The sequence below is a fragment of the Comamonas sediminis genome, from assembly GCF_041107495.1.
GTDB lineage: Bacteria > Pseudomonadota > Gammaproteobacteria > Burkholderiales > Burkholderiaceae_C > Comamonas > Comamonas sediminis.
Genome location: NZ_JBGBDC010000001.1, coordinates 812,193 through 831,795, shown reverse-complemented (window position 1 = coordinate 831,795; position 19,603 = coordinate 812,193). Strand labels below are relative to the sequence as shown.

Annotated in this window: 18 protein-coding genes; 8 read left to right on the top strand and 10 right to left on the bottom strand. The window is 51.7% G+C overall.

What is annotated here, in order from left to right; genetic code table 11:
• Nucleotides 1-108: 108 nt before the first annotated feature.
• Nucleotides 109-606 carry a DUF1643 domain-containing protein gene (locus tag AB7A72_RS03705; protein ID WP_369459036.1) on the bottom strand — a complete coding sequence of 166 codons (498 nt, stop codon included), beginning with the start codon at nucleotides 604-606 and terminating at the stop codon, nucleotides 109-111.
• Nucleotides 607-683: 77 nt separating this feature from the next.
• Here AB7A72_RS03705 and AB7A72_RS03700 point away from each other — a divergent pair, with 77 nt between their 5' ends.
• The 3 genes from AB7A72_RS03700 to AB7A72_RS03690 all read left to right on the top strand — a co-directional run bounded on the left by AB7A72_RS03700 (nucleotide 684) and on the right by AB7A72_RS03690 (nucleotide 4,457).
• Nucleotides 684-992 (top strand): helix-turn-helix domain-containing protein, encoded by a 309-nt coding sequence (locus tag AB7A72_RS03700; protein WP_369459109.1) that lies wholly within the window; start codon nucleotides 684-686, stop codon nucleotides 990-992.
• Nucleotides 993-2,023: 1,031 nt separating this feature from the next.
• Nucleotides 2,024-3,493 carry a hypothetical protein gene (locus AB7A72_RS03695; RefSeq protein WP_369459035.1) on the top strand — a complete coding sequence of 490 codons (1,470 nt, stop codon included), beginning with the start codon at nucleotides 2,024-2,026 and terminating at the stop codon, nucleotides 3,491-3,493.
• A 427-nt stretch (nucleotides 3,494-3,920) separates the two neighbouring features.
• Nucleotides 3,921-4,457 (top strand): mechanosensitive ion channel domain-containing protein, encoded by a 537-nt coding sequence (locus AB7A72_RS03690; protein ID WP_369459034.1) that lies wholly within the window; start codon nucleotides 3,921-3,923, stop codon nucleotides 4,455-4,457.
• A 312-nt stretch (nucleotides 4,458-4,769) separates the two neighbouring features.
• Here AB7A72_RS03690 and AB7A72_RS03685 read toward each other — a convergent pair whose 3' ends face one another.
• A complete protein-coding gene (locus tag AB7A72_RS03685) occupies nucleotides 4,770-5,183 on the bottom strand; it encodes a winged helix-turn-helix transcriptional regulator (protein ID WP_239810999.1) in 414 nt (137 codons plus the stop codon).
• A gap of 93 nt (nucleotides 5,184-5,276) precedes the next feature.
• On the opposite strand from AB7A72_RS03685, the gene AB7A72_RS03680 reads away from it, so the two are divergent.
• The gene (locus AB7A72_RS03680) at nucleotides 5,277-6,239 is read left to right on the top strand and encodes an aromatic alcohol reductase (RefSeq protein WP_369459033.1); all 963 of its coding nucleotides are present in this window, start codon (nucleotides 5,277-5,279) and stop codon (nucleotides 6,237-6,239) included.
• A 159-nt stretch (nucleotides 6,240-6,398) separates the two neighbouring features.
• Here AB7A72_RS03680 and AB7A72_RS03675 read toward each other — a convergent pair whose 3' ends face one another.
• Entirely contained in the window at nucleotides 6,399-6,821 is a 423-nt protein-coding gene (locus tag AB7A72_RS03675) for a DNA-directed RNA polymerase subunit alpha C-terminal domain-containing protein (RefSeq protein ID WP_369459032.1), read from the bottom strand.
• Nucleotides 6,822-7,553: 732 nt separating this feature from the next.
• On the opposite strand from AB7A72_RS03675, the gene AB7A72_RS03670 reads away from it, so the two are divergent.
• The gene (locus AB7A72_RS03670) at nucleotides 7,554-8,582 is read left to right on the top strand and encodes an IPTL-CTERM sorting domain-containing protein (RefSeq protein WP_369459031.1); all 1,029 of its coding nucleotides are present in this window, start codon (nucleotides 7,554-7,556) and stop codon (nucleotides 8,580-8,582) included.
• 308 nt (nucleotides 8,583-8,890) lie between these two features.
• Nucleotides 8,891-9,601, top strand: a complete 711-nt coding sequence (locus AB7A72_RS03665) for a hypothetical protein (protein WP_369459030.1) — start codon at nucleotides 8,891-8,893, stop codon at nucleotides 9,599-9,601.
• 78 nt (nucleotides 9,602-9,679) lie between these two features.
• On the opposite strand, the gene AB7A72_RS03660 is transcribed toward AB7A72_RS03665, so the two are convergent.
• Both AB7A72_RS03660 and AB7A72_RS03655 read right to left on the bottom strand, forming a co-directional pair.
• On the bottom strand, nucleotides 9,680-10,102 hold the full coding sequence (locus tag AB7A72_RS03660; RefSeq protein WP_369459029.1) for a helix-hairpin-helix domain-containing protein: 423 nt from the start codon (nucleotides 10,100-10,102) through the stop codon (nucleotides 9,680-9,682).
• Nucleotides 10,103-10,905: 803 nt separating this feature from the next.
• Nucleotides 10,906-11,352 (bottom strand): carboxymuconolactone decarboxylase family protein, encoded by a 447-nt coding sequence (locus tag AB7A72_RS03655; protein ID WP_369459028.1) that lies wholly within the window; start codon nucleotides 11,350-11,352, stop codon nucleotides 10,906-10,908.
• A 148-nt stretch (nucleotides 11,353-11,500) separates the two neighbouring features.
• Here AB7A72_RS03655 and pdxR point away from each other — a divergent pair, with 148 nt between their 5' ends.
• Nucleotides 11,501-12,922: a MocR-like pyridoxine biosynthesis transcription factor PdxR gene (pdxR, locus tag AB7A72_RS03650; protein ID WP_369459027.1), complete on the top strand. Its 1,422-nt coding sequence runs from the start codon at nucleotides 11,501-11,503 to the stop codon at nucleotides 12,920-12,922.
• A 570-nt stretch (nucleotides 12,923-13,492) separates the two neighbouring features.
• Here the strand turns inward: pdxR and AB7A72_RS03645 are convergent.
• The 5 genes from AB7A72_RS03645 to AB7A72_RS03625 form a co-directional block, all read right to left on the bottom strand.
• Nucleotides 13,493-14,743, bottom strand: coding sequence for an AAA family ATPase (locus AB7A72_RS03645; RefSeq protein ID WP_369459026.1), 1,251 nt, complete (start codon nucleotides 14,741-14,743; stop codon nucleotides 13,493-13,495).
• Between the two features lie 145 nt (nucleotides 14,744-14,888).
• Nucleotides 14,889-15,143, bottom strand: coding sequence for a hypothetical protein (locus AB7A72_RS03640; RefSeq protein ID WP_369459025.1), 255 nt, complete (start codon nucleotides 15,141-15,143; stop codon nucleotides 14,889-14,891).
• 563 nt (nucleotides 15,144-15,706) lie between these two features.
• The gene (locus tag AB7A72_RS03635; protein ID WP_369459024.1) at nucleotides 15,707-16,321 is read right to left on the bottom strand and encodes a hypothetical protein; all 615 of its coding nucleotides are present in this window, start codon (nucleotides 16,319-16,321) and stop codon (nucleotides 15,707-15,709) included.
• Nucleotides 16,322-17,396: 1,075 nt separating this feature from the next.
• On the bottom strand, nucleotides 17,397-18,104 hold the full coding sequence (locus AB7A72_RS03630; protein ID WP_312410592.1) for a VIT1/CCC1 transporter family protein: 708 nt from the start codon (nucleotides 18,102-18,104) through the stop codon (nucleotides 17,397-17,399).
• 35 nt (nucleotides 18,105-18,139) lie between these two features.
• Nucleotides 18,140-18,694, bottom strand: coding sequence for a cytochrome b (locus AB7A72_RS03625; RefSeq protein WP_369459023.1), 555 nt, complete (start codon nucleotides 18,692-18,694; stop codon nucleotides 18,140-18,142).
• Between the two features lie 356 nt (nucleotides 18,695-19,050).
• On the opposite strand from AB7A72_RS03625, the gene AB7A72_RS03620 reads away from it, so the two are divergent.
• A complete protein-coding gene (locus AB7A72_RS03620) occupies nucleotides 19,051-19,491 on the top strand; it encodes an IPTL-CTERM sorting domain-containing protein (protein WP_369459022.1) in 441 nt (146 codons plus the stop codon).
• Nucleotides 19,492-19,603: the final 112 nt, after the last annotated feature.

The window sequence follows — 19,603 nt, the reverse complement described above, 5'->3', positions numbered from 1 at the left end:
GGGGTAGCTGCGGGCGTGCCGAGCCCAATGCGGACGGTGACACTGCAGGAGTTTTCTTGCGAGGATTCGGTACGAGGCCGACCAGGAATGCAGGGCATGTACCGCGGACTAGTCCAGCGTGTAGGGTTGGAACTTCCAGTCGTAGTTGAGGCGGCTGGGATGTCTTGGATGGCCGCTGGCGGTGGGCTCGCCGAACATGCACCACTGCGGCGAAAGCTTTGCGACCCGCGCATACAACTCATCCCGAGCCTTCAGGAAGTACGAGCGGCGCACCACAGTCTCACCCCACGCAGCCCATAGCGTTGGGGTCTCGTACTGCGCGATCAATTTCTCCATCTCATCGAGATTGCGCGCATAGGCTTGGGCATCAGCTCGGGTGGGCAGGGCGCTCCAGTCCGTGGCTCGCACGGGGTAGAGGTTGAGCATCACGAATCCGTCATATCCATTGAGCGCGGCGACCTTCTGCACCCTAGCTACGGTAGGGTCAGATTTTTCTTGGGTGGCGGTGCTCGGGTTGAGGCCGATAGCGATCAATGGACGTGTGCCTGATGTGCCCAGGGTGTAGCGCCATTGGTCGTTTTGGTCTGCGTGATAGAGGTTGTACATAGGTTGCCTATTGGATTTCCGCTGTCCAGGGATGTGGACGCAACGGTCAATTGATTACAACTTATTTTGTACCATATATGCGGGTGCGTAAATGCGGTTGGCTATCGATAGTCTCGGACATGGAGCGAGACGAGTCATTGATAGTTGCTTTTGCGGACGAGCTGCGGGCTCGGCGGAGTGCGTTAGAGCTGTCTCAGGAAGAATTGGCGCACATGGTTGGGGTCAATCGGACATACATGGCCAAGCTAGAGCTTGCGCAGAACCAACCCACACTCACGGTGCTACAGGCGATCGCTAATGCCTTGGCTGTTCCTTTGTCAGAGCTTTTAGGTGCTGTAGCTGTAAGACAGCGCAGGCGTTCTGCCTCCACACGATCGAGAAAGTGAGTACCTAGCCTGGCTGTCGAGTTTGACTAGGCTACGTTGGTGCTGATTCGCTCTTCAATCGCTTGCAGCCACTGTTTTATTTACTCAATCGATTTGCCCGGGCACCCGTCCGGCTGCCCCGAATTTCGGGTGGGTATGTTTCGGTTTTAGGTTGAAGCCATGCCCCCGCTGGCTGGCTTCCAGGCATCCCATGGGCTGCACCCGATACCCCTGCGCCCCGCCCGCCACGACGCCCCCGTAGGGGGCTGTCGGGCGGGGCGCGAGTGTCGGGCGTGGGATTGGAGTCTGCGGTTCCGGGTTGTTGGATTGGCTTGCCGATGCTGGCCACTCGCTGTAGTGCTTCCGCATACGACGTGATACCTAGGCAATTTTCTTGTGTGCTCGGACTATGGGGGTAGTGGCTGGGTCTTTCGCGCATCGCTTCGGTACCTCTCTGTGCAACTTCGGGGCTATCGCAGCTTGATGGCTCGCTTGCTTGAACTCCGTCTGCACTGGCGCATGCGTCCTAGCTAGGTGTTGCGTCCTTCAGCCGGTCCTCATCCCGGGGTGCATGCGCGCTATCCTGGTAGTCCCCCCCCCCCCCACACGATGCCCCCCCGCCCACCCCTTTTAGGGGTGGAGGGCGGGGGGGGATATCGGGTGCAGGAGGCTCGCGTGCGCTGCCTGTGACGGGACTAGGGTCATGGCGATAGATGCTGTATCCATACTGCAATCTGGGCATCGGGCGTCTGTTGTTTTTTGTGCAGCAGCCAATTGCACAATTCATTCAAGGCGAGCTAAGTACCGCTTCGCCTAAGCCTTCAAGGTGCGCGAGTTGCTCTCTAACATGATGACTGCAGCCATCCCCCGCGCAAGATGCGCAGCAACAGCCAGTGTGTTCTCGTTCACGACACAACTGGACAGTCTCCAAATAGTTGTCGATAGTAAATTAGCTGCTATGTAAAAAATAGCAAACCAATCAAGCGTGGTTATTGCATCATTTAAATTTATTGTTACGTTACTATACAAATAGTAAACAAGGAGCCACTAACATGAAAAAGATGACCGGGTTGATTGGAAAGATACTTCTGTCAGTATTTCTGATGCCGCTGGCCGCTTATGCCTCACACTTCAGAGGCGGAGATATCAATTGGACTGTGCCAGACCTAGCGAACGCGCCCAATACAGTCCGTTTTGTGGTGACTCAATCCTGGCATGACACCTCCCTAGACTGCTGGTCTTTGATTGATGTCACTGGCGGGTCTTACAACTACATTCCGAATACCTGCTACAACGACACAACAGGTGATCCCAATGTGGTTGACATCGGCACGGGAGTGGATGCGGCCGGCAAAGGCTATGTCACCCGTCAATATGTGGTCAGCTACACATTCCCTGGTCCAGGAATTTATACCGTTGGGACACCCAATTGTTGCCGTGTGAGCGACCTCCAGAATGGTGCGGATGAAAACGCAAACTTGTACACACAAGTCGTTCTAGACGGCAAGCAAAAAGGCAATCCTGTTAGTGCAATCCCACCAGTGATTACCTTCTCTGCAGGTGCTGTGAGAACATTCACCATTCCTATGTTTGATCCGGACGGAGATGCGCTTTCTTGCAGATTCGCTACAACGGAGGAAAGTGGAGTCTCTAACCCAGTACCGGTCGCTGGTGGCCAATCTCCCACGATTTCGTATGCGGGAAACAGCTGTGTGGTTACATGGGATCTTACAAGCGCCACCCCTCCAACCAGCCACGTTCTTCCAATTGTTGTAGAAGCTCGTGACAACACGGGGGTCGTGAACACTTTGCAGTTGGACAGTATGGCCGTTGTCACCGACAAATTGGCGCCTACATGCACAGGAGGTGGGCAAATCGCATTGCGACCCGGTCAAAATTATTCAACTGCTTTTCAGGGCGTCGGTGCGAGTGAGCTCACTTTGAATGTTATTGGAGCTCCTGCAACATCAATCTTTTCGCCAGCGTCAGGAGCTTCAGGAGCTAGCCCACTTACCACGAATTTCAGCTGGACTCCTACCCAGTCTGATTCAGGAACCAGTGTTGCATTCAGAGTAATTTTCAGGGATGCAGACTTCATGGAGTCGAGTTGCACTCAGATCATTAACGTTGATGCCACGAATCCGAGCGTTACACTGGATCAGCCAGATGACGTATTCGTTGGAACCGCGCCTTCATTCCAAGGCCTTCTCACAGATGCAGTGGCAGGTCAAACTGTTCAGTTGGATATCTCCGATGGCAATGGTGGATCTTGGACTGTAATGGGCGTGGTTTCGGGAGAGGGCTACTCGGCTAAAGGTCCTGCTGACCTTCCCGCTGGACCCTATAGCGTTACAGTATCTCTACCCGGCACAAGTGTGCAAACGGTGACCCAAAATTTCAATGTGCTACCCGCAGTACAACCAATTCAACCAACCGCCGTTCCTGCTATTGGCTCCATTGCGCTAATGCTGAGTTCATTTTGCGTCCTAGGCATCGCTTATTTGAGGCGCCGTCTTAAGTAACTTGATTCTTTGAATTTGGATACACAGACTTAGGCCCTGCTGGCAGGGCTTATCGCGTTCTGGGCTTTCCATCGGACGCCCCTGACTTGCCCATTAAGCTCGCAATCAGGTGCTCCTCGTAGCGTCGTGCCACACAGCTTCTTATCCTGACGACTGCGAGCATCTCCAGTAGACTCCACACCCACCTCGTTTAGGGGTGGAGGGCGGGGGTATCGGCTGCAGGAGGTTTGAGTTCGCTGCGATCGTAGTGGCAAGGATGTGACGATAGTTGCTGGATTGCACTGCATGCGACCTATGTGCCTGCTCCGACTTCACTCGTGTATGTTTCAGATTTCTTGAGTTTCGGGGTGAGGTCGCTATGACTGTCTCCGTATCAATAGCTGGACTGCAAGGTACACTTCATGTATCGAACACTGAGTGGATTTGTATGAGTGCTTTCTTGGGGTCATTCGGTACCGCTTTATCTCCCAGATCTCCTCTTGGCGCACTATTAATTGGTGCTTTGATTCTGGGATTGATACTTATCGTCGTATTGCTGATCCGTAGAAGTGTCCGACACGTAGCACTACACCTATCAGACACTACTGCGCTGCAATTTGTTAGCGAGTTTGCACAGTTATTAACTTGCGTCTTTGGGTTTGTTCTCTACGCGCATTTGATACCGGAGTTGAGAGCTTTAGGTACAGCGCTACTGGCAGGAGTGAGCGTGGTGTCTGTAGTTGTCGGGATGGCAGCTCAGAGTACGCTGGGCAACGTAATTGCTGGCTTTTCATTAGTGCTATACAGACAAATTCGGGTAGGAGATACTATTCAAATTAATTCCCCTCTGGGGGTTGTAACGGCTAAGGTTGAAGTCATCTCTCTAGGGTTTACCCAGTTAGTTAATGCTGAGGGTCATGAATTAATTGTGCCCAACAGCGTAATGATGGGAAATTCTATTATCCGCCTAAGTCGAGGTCTCTGACCATTAGTGACTGTTAGCGCTGTCTCCCTGGCCGTTATTTATAGCTTATCGGCATGCGAGAGTGTACTTAGGCTATTTTCTTGAGTGTGCGGACTATGGTGGTAGCGGCTAGCTCTCGCGCGCTGTCCTTTGGTACCTCTGCGTGCGACTTCGGGGCTATCGCAGTTTGATAGTTGCTTGCAGTGGGCCTACACTCCCGGAATATATTGCGACATTCGAACTGTTCGCCCCGCCCGGTCCCGCAGGGGTTGAGGGCGGGGCGGGCTGTTCGGTAACGGCCAGGAGCAGACATTGGAATAGCAGCCTAGCATTCTATGCATCTGCATCGCCGTGAAGGGTGTCAAACGTTTGCCTAGCTTCTCGAAAGTGGTCTGCATTTTCGACGATCCATGTCCACAGCGGCACCATGCGCAAGAGAAGCTCCATGCCGGTTTCCGACAACTCGTACTCCACTCTCGGTGGCACCTCCTGAAAGTCATGGCGGAGCACCAAGCCATCACGTTCCAGTAATCGCAGTGTCAGCGTCAGCATGCGTTGGGTGACTCCGTGCATACGTCTGCCGATCTCCGCGTGGCGCAATTTGCCATACACGCCCAGCGTGTGAAGGATACCAAGTGACCAGCGGTTTCCGGCGTGTGCTAGCAGCTCGCGTCGTACTCCATCGTCATCGTCCCGTAGACCGTCGCAAACGGCTTGCGCGTGTTGCAGAATTTCGTCTCTATTCACTGTGGTTTTGCTCCCGGTATCACGCGTGTGCCTTCTTACATTGTCTGCGGTGTGTGGCTAGACTGGCCCAACTAACAGCTTTTTGGGTACACGATGAACCAAGCAGATCCTAACGCCAATTCTAAAAACATCCTCGTCCTCGGTGCCGGTGAACTCGGCATGCCGGTGCTCCGCAACCTCGCGCGCCGCGCAAAGAGCGTGGCTGGTGCCAAGATCAGCGTGCTACTGCGCAACAGTGCTGTGGAATCCTCTGAGCCTGCCAAGCAGCAAGATATCGCGGAAATTCGAAGTCTTGGCATCGAAATCGTCCTGGGAGATCTTGTGAATAGCTCCATCGATGAGCTTGCCTTGGTTTTCGCGCGCTACGACACAGTGATCGGCTGCGTGGGCTATGCCGCCGGTATCAACACACCGATGAAACTGGCGCGAGCAGCGCTGCAATCTGGCATTCCTCGGTACTTCCCCTGGCAGTTCGGAGTCGATTTCGACGTGATCGGTCGCGGTGGTCCACAGGATATTTTTGACGCTCAGCTCGACGTGCGCGAGCTGCTGCGTAGCCAGAACCAAATGGAGTGGGTCATTATCTCCACTGGCATGTTCATGAGTTATCTGTTCGAGCCCGAGTTCGGCGTCGTTGACTTGCAAAAAGATGTAGTTCACGCGCTGGGCAGCCTCGACACCGCTGTAACTTTGACCACACCCGATGATATCGGCGCACTGACAGCGGAAGTGATGTTCGCACAACCGCGTATCCGCAACGAGATCGTGTACCTGGCAGGTGACACGGTTACTTATGGCGAGGTAGCGGACAAATTAGAAGCAGGTCTTAACCGCTCTTTCACCAGGTCGATATGGACTGTGCAGCATCTACTGGAAGAGTTGGCGCGCGATCCGCAAAACATGATGAGCAAGTACCGTGCTGCCTTTGCCCAAGGCCGAGGCATGGCGTGGGACAAGAGAGGCACTTTCAACCAAATCCACGGTATTCCGGTGACGGATGTGTCTTCTTGGATTAATGCAAACCTCGCATCTCGTAGCTCGAACGATGGGCTTTGAGGCACATGTTTCTGGAATAGCAGGGAGCTCTAGTGGCTTACCTCGATCTGCGGCAATTGCTCCGAAGCCAACGCATGCTAATTGGAGATGAGTGTCAGCTATGGGTCGGCAGCCGACTTTAAGCACTGATGTTTGTTAGCTAGCTGAGATGCGTTCTGCCTAGTCCTTTTTACGCTCATGAAGGGTATCCTCGATCTCCCGGAGCTTATGGATGCCGAGACCCCTAATTTTTAGCAGCACCTTGGGCTCCCTTGCAAGCAGTTGCTCAACGGTAGTGATCCCACCACGAGCCAAAGCTTGAACCGTTTCTGGGGCGAAGACACCGTTAAGAGATGAGCCTTTGATGTGGCGTACGGGCGAATAGATCCGCGATGGGGTGAAGGACTTACCCGGAAACAGAGCTGCCTCAATCTGCTTGAATCGGAACATACCCATCCCGCGCATCTTCAGCAGTTCGTTCGGATAGGCACTACGCACTCCCTCAATCGTATGGATGCCATTCCGTTCGAGAATCGTCTTCACTCGCAGCGGCAGTAGGTCGCCTATAGGTGTTTCGGATATTGACGTCTGAGTATTGGACATGTCTGGCATCATGGATGGCAGTCCCAATCATATGCAAGCTTCAATTTTAATCGTCGTACAGGGCGCTGATCCATATGACACTGGTGGTATGGGCTAGGACTGCTGGTGCGCGTTCTCTTAGGGCCGTGACAAAGAAAAGCCACCCGTGAGGGTGGCAAAGGCTGTCGATAAGAAGGCCGACCCTGGTGGGGCAGGGATGCCGTGCAATTTCAATGAGGGAGGGTGTGGGAGGGCACGGCGTCGGCAAAATCAATGTGAGGATATTAGCGTAAGCAGACTGCTAAACAACTCTACCTATCACCTGTGCGACTATTTTGCAAAAAATTTACGATAGATCTCCTATCGGCACTTCGCTGGACACGGCATGATGAGCCTGACAGTGACCTTCTGTAACTTTGTTGTCTTTTAGCATTCGATCTTTTGCGAGATGACTTGTACTACGTCAGGATGTCTCGGCACAAGTATTGCTGCGGGGGCAACGGGATGGCATGAGTGCAGGTTCATGAAGTTGCGGCCTATTGATGTACACATCCAAACTATTTTCTCTATCTGTGCAAATATTAGGTGCGAAATAGATAATTTTGTTAGGATGGCTCTTGGCTCTTGGCTCTTGGCTCTTGGCTCTTGGCTCTTGGCTCTTGATTGCGTTCACGTCGGTAGATTTTCGGTGTAAGTCATATAGCATAGTCTTGCTATTGGTTAGCCTATTAATGTCTTAGTTATCGAGCTGCTATGAAATTTATTTCGAAAAATTCTTTGATTTCAACGGCGCTGGCAGGTTTTTCTAGTTTATCCGTGGCCGCTCCGCTTTACGACAATCTAACGGGCTTGGATTTGAGTACTGTCAATTCGGCTTTTAGTGCCGATTTAATTGGGGTAAGGCTCGAGGCTGCAGCCACTACAGTTATTGATAAGGTCTCGATTCCGCTGTTTTCATTTAGTGGTTCTACAACCGCTCCGCCTCTTTCTTTGTGCTCAGGCAGCCTGTCTGCACCAGATACCGCCGATTGCACAGACTTCAATCCAACAGCAGGTACTTTGGCTTCTTCGCCTTCTGTCATAGAGTACAGTGGCAATTATTCTATCGATGCGGGTGAGATATATTGGGTTGTAATGGAGGTGCAGCCTTCTTTCTCTGCTCTTTGGTCAGCAAAGCCAGCAGAGGCTGGCTCTCTGAGTTGGTTTTCAGTATCAAATCCAAGCGCTACGCCTTTAGTATGGGCGCCAGCTCCTCTGTCTCCCATTATTAAGATTGACGCGCCAGACGTGCCACCTGCCCGGCCTGCGGTTGGAGTCGCCTGTATACCTAACAGTCTGGTGGATGCAGATGGTCAAGTAGCAATTTGCACTATCACAGCTGATCTCCCAGCGCCAACTGGTGGGATGACCATTCGTTTGACGCCTCCTGCTAGCAATTCTCGATTCAGTACCACCTGCAGTGAGTCAATTGTGATTGGTGAAGGTTCAAGCAGTGCTAGCTGTTCAATCACAGCTACACCCAATTCAGTAGCTGGTGATGGTGCGGTCGATGCGACTTTGACATTGTTGGATGCAGATGCCTCTTCGCCCGTGCCCTATGTGGTTTCAATACGCAGCGCAAATGTAAATATTACGGATGACGATAAGGATGCCAGTACACCACCTATCGGACCTAGCGCTGCCACAGCAATTCCTACTTTGAACCAGTGGATGCTGGCACTGATGTCGCTGGTACTCGGGGGCTTCGCTGCTGTCGGGCTCCGCCGCTTTGGAATCCGTTGAGCTGTTTACTATCTTTACTATTCGAGTGATGCAAACTGGGGTGTCCCTGACATGACTGTGAACATCGCCTGTAGCTACCCCGGGTATGGCTGGGGGCCTAGTTCAGGATTTGGGACTTAGCCCTGAATTCGGACAGCCTGCCACGCCCGGCCCCGCAGGGGTTGAGGGCGGGGCGGGCTGTCCGGTGACGGCCAGGAGCCGACATTCAAGCAAGTTGCACTGTCCGGCCAGGTGCTATGTTTTCAATCGTGGGGGCTTGGTTCTCATTGCCGACAACCTGCTAGCAGCCCTTTGAAGTTCTTAATCCTATGTTCGATGATTATTTCACCCTTCAACTGAGATTTGCAGGTTGTTATTCTTCGGTAGCCCACATCTCGTTTGCAGCTGCCATTTCCAGTTGCACGAACTTACGCCGACGTTTAAATCTAATGGGGGTTGAAGGCGAAAATGTTTGGAGCAACTTGCTGAATTTTGCAGATTCGAACCCATCTAGTTTGGCAGCCATAGTGGACAAGTGTGTTCGCCTTCATGCGCTTTATAGTTCCAACTCCAGCAATTCTGCTTTTGGGTGTTTTTCCTACGAACCGCCCAATGTTGAAGGGGTTGTCCGCATTCATTTCCTGCCGCCGCTGAATCAGGAAAGCAGCCCCCTGTCGCCTGAAAGAATCGCCGAAAGAAGGTGCGAGCTGAAGGCCATGTTTGCAGAAATCCGCCTGCTCCAGCCGAATGCAAAAGTTGTGCGCGGTGTCTCTTGGCTTTACAACTTGAATGCCTACAAGCGGCTATTCCCCGCTGCTTTTGTGACAGCCATTGAGAAGCCTCGGTTTCCTATACACCTAAATGGGACTTCTACTTGGGGTCAAGTTCTAGACTGGCGGCAAAGAGTCAAGCCCGACATAGAGGCGAGAATTGTTAGTGAGCTTCCGAACATGCGTGAACAAGCGCCATGGGAGATTTTTCCGCTTAAGGCCTTGACTACTCATTGTGAAATCGAGAAGTTCTACGAACACTTTTTTTAGCTGCACCGAATGTCTCCTCAGGGTCGTCTGCGGACTTTCAGAACTGATGTTTCGTGAGCCAACTGAGTTGTGGTCTGTCTAGGCCCTTTTCGTCTCATGGAGGAAATTTTCGATTTCCCCCAGCTTATGAATGCCGAGGCCCTTAATGTTGAGCAACTCCTTGCGCTCCGTCGCACGCAGTTGCTCAACGGTTGCGATCCCACCACGAAGCAAGACTTGAACAGTTGCCGGAGCCAGTGCTCCGTTAAGAGAGGAGCCTTTGATGTAGCGTACGGGCGAGTAGATCCGCGCTGGGGTGAAGGACTTGCCCGGAAGCAGGGCTGCCTCTATCTGCTTGAATCTGAACATCCCCATCCCCCACATCTTCAGCAGTTGGTCCGGATAGGCCCTAAGAACTCCCTCAACCGTGTGAATGTCATTCCGTTCGAGAATGGTTCTCACTCGCAGCGGCAATCTGTCGCCTAAAGGTGTTTCGGATATTGAGTTCTGAGCATTGGACATGTCTAGCATCATGGATGGCAGTCCCCAGTCATATGCAAGCTTCGTTTGAAGTCGTCATTCAGAGCATCATTTCATATGGCGCGGGTACTCCTAGTCAAGAATGCTGGTGCGCGTTCTCTTTGAGCAGTGACTAAGAAAAGCCACCCGTGAGGGTGGCAAAGGCTGCCAATAAGAATGCCAACCCTGGTGGGGCAGGGATGCCGTGCAATTTCAATGAGGGAGGGTTTGGGAGAGCACGGCGTCGGAAAAACTAACGCCAGGATATTAGCGCAAGAATGTTGTGATGCAACGCGGGGTATCTTTATAGCCACGTTTCCGAGCAGCACCTGTTTCGTTGTCTGTCCCCTCACCGTCACTACCGGCCCGGCGTGCGAGGCTGGACCGAGAGGAGCTTCGTTGGAGTTTGGACTATGGGGGTAGCGGCTAGATTTTCCGTGCTGCATTTTGGTACCACTCCGTGCCACTTTGGCACTATCGCGGTGCAACTTCAGGACCAGCGACGCTTGATGGCTCCCTGGGGCTGGCCTACACTCCCGGAATATGTTGAGACATTCGAATTGGTCGCCCCGCCCGGCCCCGCAGGGGTTGAGGGCGGGGCGGGCTGTCTGGTGACGGCTCGGTGCCTTCACTGAAACGCATCATCAAACCCACCAAATTGCGAACTCATTTACAGCTTTATGGAAGAGACTTTCCCAAATAACACTTCTCTATTCGTTTCAAGTAGGTAGCACAAGCCTATATATCTCAGATGAAGCTAGAAAACATAATAAAGTCTCTCTCACTAAGTGCTCGCTGAGGCTGTATTAAGAAGTGGCGGCGACGGGAAGTCGAAATGGTGCGCCCAATCGATTGAAAGCATTCATTGCGGCAATCGCAATCGTGAGGTCAACAAGATCTTTTGGCGTGAAATAGGCTGAGGCAAGTGTATAAGCTTCATCTGAAGCATGCGTTTCGCTTACATTGGTCACTTCCTCCGTCCAGGCCAGCGCAGCCCGTTCCTGCTCTGAGAACAAGCTATGTACTTCGTCCCACACTGGAAGTAAAGTGATCTTGTCGATCGACGTAGTTTTCCTCAGATCCCGGCTGTGCATATCGATGCAGTGAGCGCATCCGTTTATCTGTGAAACGCGTAGGAACACGAGATGAACAAGTTCTTCTGGGAGATTGGTTTTGTGAGTGATGTAGTGGTAAATTCCAAACAATGCCTTAGCGCCATCAGGCGCTATTTCTTGCCAATTCAAGCGAGTCATTTCGATTCTTTCTGTCCTAACTAGTAACTAGGATCGCGATCAGCGTCTTCATGCACTGCAATGGACTTCAATCACGACTGGGAACGCTAGGTTACCCTTGTCGTCGATGGAGGAACAGGCCCAAGATCTGCCGGAATGACTGACCCAAATGAATGATTTGAACGCGCCTAATGCCCTTCCTATCCGGCTGGACTTTGCTTCCGCTGTAGGCATCGGAGATCAGATTCACAAGAGCTTGCGTCTGGCAATCTTGGACGGGAGACTTAAATCCGGCCAGCGGTTACCGTCTGGTCGGGACCTTGCCGCGCAACTTGGCGTAGCGCGTGGAACTATTCGAGTGGCTTATGACCGGCTTGCAGCAGAAAACTTGGTATATGGTGCCGGATCTGCAGGTACACGAGTACGCGCTCAACGGCTAGCCACTCCATCAGATCATGAGCCGCCGATTGACAGGCCCCTAGCGGCATTCACTCGTCCATATTCGAGCGTCCCACAGCCATTTCAAATGGGAGTTCCTGCACACGACGCATTTCCTGTCAAGCTCTGGTCTCGAATACAGGCTCGTGCCGCACGAGCCGCGATCGATCACACAACATACTCAGACCCACGCGGCGAATCCGAACTGCGCTCCCAGATCTCGAGTCACTTGGCTGTCAGCCGGCAGGTGAGATGTCACCCTGATCAGGTCATCGTCACTAGTGGCTACAGACAAAGTCTGCTCCTTACATTGACCGCACTTCAAGCAAATGGGCGTAAAGCGTGGATCGAAGAGCCAGGCTACCCTATAGGAAGACGTGCAATGGAGCTGTTCGGTGTTGTACTCGAATCTGTTCAAGTCGATGATGAGGGTCTGCGGGTCATGGATGGTATCGAAAGTGCACCGGACGCGCTGCTGGCTCTTGTCACACCTGGCCAACACGCACCTTTGGGCGTGACCTTATCACCTGCTCGCAGGCATGCTTTGCTCAAATGGGCTATCGAAAGAGATACTTGGATAGTCGAAGATGACTATCTTGGAGAGTTACAGCTCGATGGCCGCGCATCACCCGCACTCGCAGCGAGCGAAGGTTCTGAACGCGTGATTCACCTAGGCTCATTTAGTAAGACTTTGAGTCCCCAACTGGGTCTGGGCTTCGTCGTTGCGCCCCTCTCTTTGGCAGAGCGCTTTATTGAGGTTTGTGCAATGTTGTTGCCTGCGCCTAATAGAAGCTCTCAGTTGGCGGTTACTGAGTTTCTGTCAAATGGGCATTTCTTGAGACACCTCCGCCAGATGAAGGATGTATATACAGAGCGCCGCAAAATCGCGACATCGCATATCAGGAAGTTTTTACCAGGAACGGTGGCGGCTGGCCTAGGATTAATATCTCCGCTTCCAACTAAAATAGACGATCGAGTTATTGTAGACATTGCGCGATCACAAGGCTTGGCGCCATCTGCGCTTTCTCATTGGTATGTGAATCGTACTCATGCGCAAAATGGATTGTTGCTAAGCGTGACAAATCTTCACATGAGAAATATAGATGCTGCATGCGAAAAACTGGCGGAGATTATCACTTCTCAATCATCATAAATGGATATGGTGCAGTTGCTAAGAATGTTCTCTGTGCGAAACTCTAACCAATGCAAGGACGTCTGCTGTCCTTCGAGGATTAGTAGAATCTGTAGACTGCCTCATTGCCACCACCCGGGCCATTTCCCTAAACCATACCCAATCAACAACAGTGGCGCGCGCATGAGCGCCAGCGCAATTAGCTTGACAAGAGCATTGTGCTTCGCGAAGTGTTTAAGTGGATCCGGAAGCTGGGTGGGTGGTTTTTCCATGCCGCAAATTTTGCATCGCGCAAGGGGCCAGGGCCGTTCGTTGTAAGCTGAATAGGATGCTCTTTCTTTCTAGGTGTTTGATTTTTATAATGTTTATTTAAGAAATCTTGTTGTGATAGATGTTGTGGTCGTAGAGCTTTTTCTTTCACTTCTTCTAGTTTTTGTTCGTAAAGTCCTTGTTTCTCCTCGCGCGAGTTATCCTCCTGTTAGCTCAAGATCTTTTGGATCTAACTTGATCTTCTCTTGTTTCTTGCTCTAGGTGTGCGGTCACATGAATGCCGCAGCCCCAGCAGCTATTGGCTAGGGCTGCTCGGAGACTTTACGACAGCATGCTCAACATACCGCTATCGCTTTGCTGCAACTGACCCGCTTCGACCAAAGCATCGATAGCTTCTCGCGCCCGAGTAGAGCGATGCTTGGTTGCAACTGCGCTGAAAGCAGCTTTCACAATCGCCAGGGCCTCATGGCGGCTAATGCTTTCGAGGCGTTCGCCATCGAATCCGTTCTGCATATGCAGCCCGATGGCGGTCAGCGCTTCCTTTTGCTGAGGCGTCAATGCAGGTGCTGACGCAGATTTTTCCATCTCATCATTGCCTTCTACCTCAGTGAGAGCAGGGCCGATGATGGGCAGTCCGTAGTCATCTTCACCGAGAGCGATGTTCTCGATGCTAAAGAAGTACTTGGCTCCGCCAGGGCCCTGACGCGTCTTGATGAGTTCGACCGTGCGCACGCCCGTTGCACTCTGGTCCACCATCAGGCAGGTGTCCAGGGCTGCATACAAGCTGGAATGCCCACGCGGTCCGCGATCCTTGGCCTTGCCCGTGTGGTGGGTGAGCACCACCGCCGCGCCAGTCATTTCGATCAGCAAGTTGGCATGCGCAATGACCATGCCCATGTCCGTAGAGAGGTTCTCGTCGCTGCCAGGGATGGCGCGGTTGAGCGTGTCAATAAAGATCACGTCTACGCCTCCTGACGCATTGACGTGGTGGGCCAAATCTTCGACAGATTTCTTGTCGTTCAAGCACCAAGGCCTCGTGAGGAACATGGCTGCTGGCGCAGGGAACGACCAGCCTTCATGGTGCTCTTCGATGGCTTCCAGGCGTTGCTTGAGCTCGCCCTCAAGGTTGATGTAGAGGAACCGCGAGCGCTTGGGAATCACATGACCGAACACCTTGTCTGCGTTCAGCGATGCCGCTCCCAAATGGAGCTGAAATACCGACTTTCCGCAGCCAGAGGGACCGGCAATCATCGCAAGCTGCCCCTTGCCAATCAGGCCATGGATCAAGGGGATTGCCGAAGGTTCGGCTTGAACATCGTCGCGAGTGAGCAGGCCATACTGCCGCGCTGGAACAGGCAGCTTCGTCATGGTTGCCGCATCATCCGCAGCTTCGGCTTCGGCCTCCGGCGATGGATTCGGTGATGGTACTGCGGCCTCGACTCCTACCAAATTGGGAGTGCTCATATCGATCAGGTCTGAGTTTGCATCATCCATGCCGTTGACCAGCGATTGAAGGATTGCACCTGGGGTGTTGATTGCGCTGGAAATAGAGGTTGCGTTAACGTTGTTCATAAGAGCGTATTCAGAAAAAATATTAAATGGATATGCATAGGACGCCTGGGCCTGGGCTCGCGCATGCTGAGCCCCACTGGCTTGAACGGTTCGTTGCCAGCGTCCTATGTCCTGCAAATTACAAGGAGGGTGAATCTCCAATGGGTCAGGCCCGCATGCCAGCGCGGCGCGCTGCCGCCTTCTTGCGAGCATTTCCGCGGCCCTTCGCCTGTCCGATCGAGGCGTTCTGGTGGGATTGCGCAACTGCATTGCGGCGGCGATCCATCTGCCACATGGTCTCGCCGATCACGTCGGTGCGATGCATGAGCTCGCGCAGCATCGAGTCCATGCGTTCAATATTCTGGTGTTGGGCTGCGATGTAGTTGGCCAGCAGCGCGGGGGAGATCTGTTCAGTTGTCATCATGTTTCCTTTGGGAGTTCAATACCGCAGCACTAGGCTTGCGGTTGTCGTGCGATACCAGTCAGCTGCAAGTGCAGCCGGCAGGCGGCATTCACATTGCGTACGGCTCTGCTTCGCTTGGCGTGGTGCTCAAGAGCGGTTGTAAGATTGCTCGCATGTGACTCCGGATCTCTGAGTCGGGATCGCTGACGGTTCCGTAAAGGAAATCTACTGATGTAAGACGAATAGCGGCAGCATCGATGGGAGAAGGTTGCGTGTAGCCTTTCAGCCCCTCTTGGGGTGAAGGCTTCAAGCGGCTATTCGACTCATGCAGTGGAGGCGGGTCAATGGGGCGACTTGCCGAGTCTCCATTGGGTTGATAGCTGCTGCGACGGTTCCAGATTGCACCGCCCTGCCATGGGGCGGCGTGGCACTTCGAGTTTTTGAGAGGAGGCGAAGCGGAAAGATCATTGATGCTTGATCCGCGACTTACAGATTGTTGGTTCATAGCGATTCCGATTTGTGGTTGATCAGAAACCGTATTGAATCGAATTCTGCGATTACGTGAAAGGGAAGTTAGTCGTTCAAGGCTGGGGGCCTAATTTCCCTTTGGTTTTGGCGCGCTGTCTTTTTACAACCTTGATGGCGGCATCTTCATTGAGCTTCTGATTCGGGAGGTAGATGTTCCAGCTCATGCTGGCTATAAACGTAGAATCATCTACAGACAAATCTAACTCTCTTGCCAAAAAACTTTGCCATTGATAGAAGAATTCATCTCTTTCTGTCTTTGGTGGCTGTCCTAACTTTGTATTCTTTTTTTTCAATGTTTTTATGGCTTCTCTAGATATGTCGTGGAGGAATTTGAGTTGATAAATTAAATTTTTTTGAAAATCTTCCCAGTTTGCGGGATGATTGGTTTCCAGGAATTCAGTGGTTTCACTGTGGAGAGATGGAGAGCGATTATTATTTTTATGCTCCTCTGTAATTGATAGGTATGCCTGTTTAAGTTCTATTCCTAAATTGGAATTATATATTTTGGCATATAGTCTACTTGATAATATTTTGCTTGATGACTCAATTTCATGGGCAGCTTTTGTCTGGATCAATAGAGTTTCTTTGGGGGTGTGCTTGTTATAGATGGCGTCAATCATTCCCTTTTTAACGCATTGTTCAATTTCTCGAGAGGTGATCTCGCTCATTATCCAACGGTGTATCCAGAGGATCTGATATTTTATATCTATTGGTGATTTTGTTAATTTGACATGTAGATTTATTAATTTTTCTAGTTTTAGGAAATTCTCGTCTGAGAAATCCAAGTCCTCGTCTCTCATTGGATCCTCGTAAGGGTTGTCCCAAAACGGATCAGGGTCCGAGGAATTTATATTTGCTTGTTGAAGATTTATTAAATGCTGAATGTCCATAATGTATAGATCGAAAATAAGTTTTATGTTGTCTATGCCTAAGCTTTATAGTTCAAGTAGCCGAGAGAGTAATTTATCGTCATGTAGAAAATTCATAGCGTAAATTTATCGCTATATATCTACGGCTCGTCAAATACTGCACCGTTATCGTGATCTCCAGCAGAGTTGGCAAACCATTGAAACCCTGTGGCGTGGGCAGGTTCTGCGATAATTTGCGAAGAGCGTAATTTTAACTTTGCAGCAAGATGATTATTCGTTAACCTTTGTGAATTAACATTTTTCGTTGAATTGTGCTTAGAAGTTATGGCGGCAACTGACCACAAGCTCATTAATACAGCATGGATATAAAATAACTCCATTCGTGAAGGAAGCTCCCAAACCGGTCACTTGGCTGAACTAATTGGAGGTCGGGAGGCGCACCTTAGTTCTGGACGCGTTTGCTGAGATAGGTATTCGCCATACGAGGATGCATTGATGCCGAAAGTAGGCGCTGGTGATTGGCGCCAGGTACTTTCCCATTGTCACTGTCCTGCATCAGCCCATACGGAGCAATCTATGGTGTTCACACGCTGCCCTAGGTGTGCTAACAACCCTCCAGCAAATCAATTTACAATAAATCTGGGTTTATTCAGAAGTCCCAACGCGGTCGTAAGGATGAATTATGGCCGCGAGTAGATACGATCTTGCAAGCGACTGTCAATATGAGGTAGGTAGGGCGATGGGTAGCGTCTGACCGATTGCGGCTCTCCCATGCCGGATGCAGCTTCTTAGCGGCGAGGATGGCTGCTTTGCGAACTTCAAATTGTCAGTTTATTCGGTGTGGATGCCTGGATGCAGTACCGTAGTCGTCTTTCTAGACAGCGGTACCGAACATTGCCCCTACACCGGTTGTAACCGCCATAGCGAACGTGCCCCAGAACGATACCCGGATAGCGCTCTTGAGGACTGGTGTGTTTCCCACAGCGGCCGCCGCAGCTCCGAGCATTGCTAAGAAAATAATGGCTGTCGCGACAATCCAATAAAGCAGGCTGCTTTGAGGTGCAAGCAGCACTACTACTAAAGGCATGACGGCGCCTGCGGCAAAACTTGCCGCGGATGCCAATGCCGCTTGCACTGGACGAGCACTTAATGTCTCGGATATGCCTAATTCATCTCGCGCATGAGCACCCAACGCATCGTGAGCCATTAGTTGTGTGGCAACCTGATCCGCAAGCTGATGATCAAGACCACGTTGCATGTAAATTGCGGTAAGCTCCTTGTGCTCTGCTTCAGGGTTGTTTAACAGTTCTTCCGACTCTCTTGAAAGATCTGCTTTTTCTGTATCAGCCTGAGAATAAACAGATACGAACTCACCTGCAGCCATTGACATCGCACCTGCAACTAGAGCCGCAATCGCCGTGGTGACGATGCTAGCATGACTCGCATTAGCTGCAGTTACTCCGGCGATCAGACTGGCAGTAGAAATGATGCCATCATTTGCTCCTAATACGACAGCGCGGAGCCAGCCAATATGTTCAGTGCGGTGAGCCTCAGGATGGGCGCGATGGTGAAGCTTGCTCATAGTCAAATGTGGGGTATGTAATTCTGTTCGTTGGCTTATGCGCGAGTCGCTGGAAGCATGCGAGTGAGAGTGTTATCGCGTATCGCATAGTGATGAATCAAGGCAGCTACTGCATGCAATGCAATAAGGAGATAACCTAGGTTGCCAATCGTCTCGTGTACGTCTTTTAACTGGCGAGATAGTTGGATATCTGTATTGATTAAGCTAGGTATAGATAAGCCAAAGAGGACGATAGGCTTTCCTGACGCGCTCAAAGTGAGCCATCCCAGTAGTGGCATAGCGAGCATGAATATGTACAAAGCGTAATGCATCGCACTCGCCAGCCTGCTTTGCCATTTAGGTGGAGGGGGCACAATATCAGGCCCTACGCCAGCTTGACTGCGAATGAGAATTCTTATGCACACCACTGCTAAAACGCTCAGGCCCAAAAGGAAGTGCAATGACTTCATTCCATCTCGTGCAATATTTCCTTTGGGAAATAGTCCATGCAGTTCCATGCTCGCATAAACTGCCACGATGAGAATTACGGTCAGCCAGTGCACGAAGATAACCCACTGGCTATATCGTTGTTGCGAATTCTTAATACTCATGTCAAACATCTCCGGTAACTCAATTGATAAAGAGGTGCTAGCAGATATGTCCAGATTATAGGCGGATGTGCTGCATTCTATTTCGACACCCACTTAAGCGGGGATGCATTTGAATGCGAAAGATTATCAATCGCTATCACCGTATAGTCTTATCCGCTGCGTGATCATTTAGGCGCAGCTGAGTTATGTAGACCTTAACGCGTTGAAGACCGTAGGCACGGTGTCGTTTGAGATCGGTCCTTCTAGCTGAGGTTTTTGCGCGCCTAGTAGCTGAACATGCGCAGGTTCGCTGGCCTATAGACTTGCAGCTCAAGAATGCAGTGATACATTGGGAATAGAAACTGACTGTTTCTGTTGTGCAAGTCAGCAATCCCACGGGTGTGCCTGTGACTCGACCCATTGAGACTGCAGATCCGTTGCCAGCCGGTCTCGAAAGCGGCAATTGGACATGTTCCGGCGCATGTGGAACCACCACCAGCGGATCACTGCCCCTCGCTGTCACGTTGGACGGCCTCGGTCCTCAGGCGTCGGCCACTTTCACGCTGTCAGCGGTAGCAGCAGCATCGGGTCAAGGTGCATCCGTCATCAACACTGCCACTGCAACGCCAACAGCTCCGGAGCTGTGTCTCAATGGTCAGGCTCAGTGCAGTGCAAGTGCGGATTCCGTACAGATCAATCCTTCCGCCCCTGCCACTCCCACTGCTGTTCCTTCGCTCAGCCAATGGGCGCTCGCATTGTTGTCGCTGGTGTTGGGCGGGTGCGCTGTAATTAGTGTTCGCCGTACAAGGATGCATTGAGGCACCGAGGTGGGGGCTGGTGAGCGGCGCCGGTCAGTTCCTGCCTCTGCGACCTCACGTCTACGGCGTTCCTATTGCTCCTGTCCGGCGACGGCCCATTCAGACAGACCAA

Excerpts from the sequence above, each read along its gene's own strand:
- AB7A72_RS03705 (WP_369459036.1), bottom strand. The coding sequence starts at position 606 with ATGTACAACCTCTATCACGCAGACCAAAACGACCAATGGCGCTACACC.
- AB7A72_RS03700 (WP_369459109.1), top strand. The coding sequence starts at position 684 with ATGCGGGTGCGTAAATGCGGTTGGCTATCGATAGTCTCGGACATGGAG.
- AB7A72_RS03695 (WP_369459035.1), top strand. The coding sequence starts at position 2,024 with ATGAAAAAGATGACCGGGTTGATTGGAAAGATACTTCTGTCAGTATTT.
- AB7A72_RS03690 (WP_369459034.1), top strand. The coding sequence starts at position 3,921 with ATGAGTGCTTTCTTGGGGTCATTCGGTACCGCTTTATCTCCCAGATCT.
- AB7A72_RS03680 (WP_369459033.1), top strand. The coding sequence starts at position 5,277 with ATGAACCAAGCAGATCCTAACGCCAATTCTAAAAACATCCTCGTCCTC.
- AB7A72_RS03675 (WP_369459032.1), bottom strand. The coding sequence starts at position 6,821 with ATGTCCAATACTCAGACGTCAATATCCGAAACACCTATAGGCGACCTA.
- AB7A72_RS03670 (WP_369459031.1), top strand. The coding sequence starts at position 7,554 with ATGAAATTTATTTCGAAAAATTCTTTGATTTCAACGGCGCTGGCAGGT.
- AB7A72_RS03665 (WP_369459030.1), top strand. The coding sequence starts at position 8,891 with ATGTTCGATGATTATTTCACCCTTCAACTGAGATTTGCAGGTTGTTAT.
- AB7A72_RS03660 (WP_369459029.1), bottom strand. The coding sequence starts at position 10,102 with ATGTCCAATGCTCAGAACTCAATATCCGAAACACCTTTAGGCGACAGA.
- AB7A72_RS03655 (WP_369459028.1), bottom strand. The coding sequence starts at position 11,352 with ATGACTCGCTTGAATTGGCAAGAAATAGCGCCTGATGGCGCTAAGGCA.
- pdxR (WP_369459027.1), top strand. The coding sequence starts at position 11,501 with ATGAATGATTTGAACGCGCCTAATGCCCTTCCTATCCGGCTGGACTTT.
- AB7A72_RS03645 (WP_369459026.1), bottom strand. The coding sequence starts at position 14,743 with ATGAACAACGTTAACGCAACCTCTATTTCCAGCGCAATCAACACCCCA.
- AB7A72_RS03640 (WP_369459025.1), bottom strand. The coding sequence starts at position 15,143 with ATGACAACTGAACAGATCTCCCCCGCGCTGCTGGCCAACTACATCGCA.
- AB7A72_RS03635 (WP_369459024.1), bottom strand. The coding sequence starts at position 16,321 with ATGAGCGAGATCACCTCTCGAGAAATTGAACAATGCGTTAAAAAGGGA.
- AB7A72_RS03630 (WP_312410592.1), bottom strand. The coding sequence starts at position 18,104 with ATGAGCAAGCTTCACCATCGCGCCCATCCTGAGGCTCACCGCACTGAA.
- AB7A72_RS03625 (WP_369459023.1), bottom strand. The coding sequence starts at position 18,694 with ATGAGTATTAAGAATTCGCAACAACGATATAGCCAGTGGGTTATCTTC.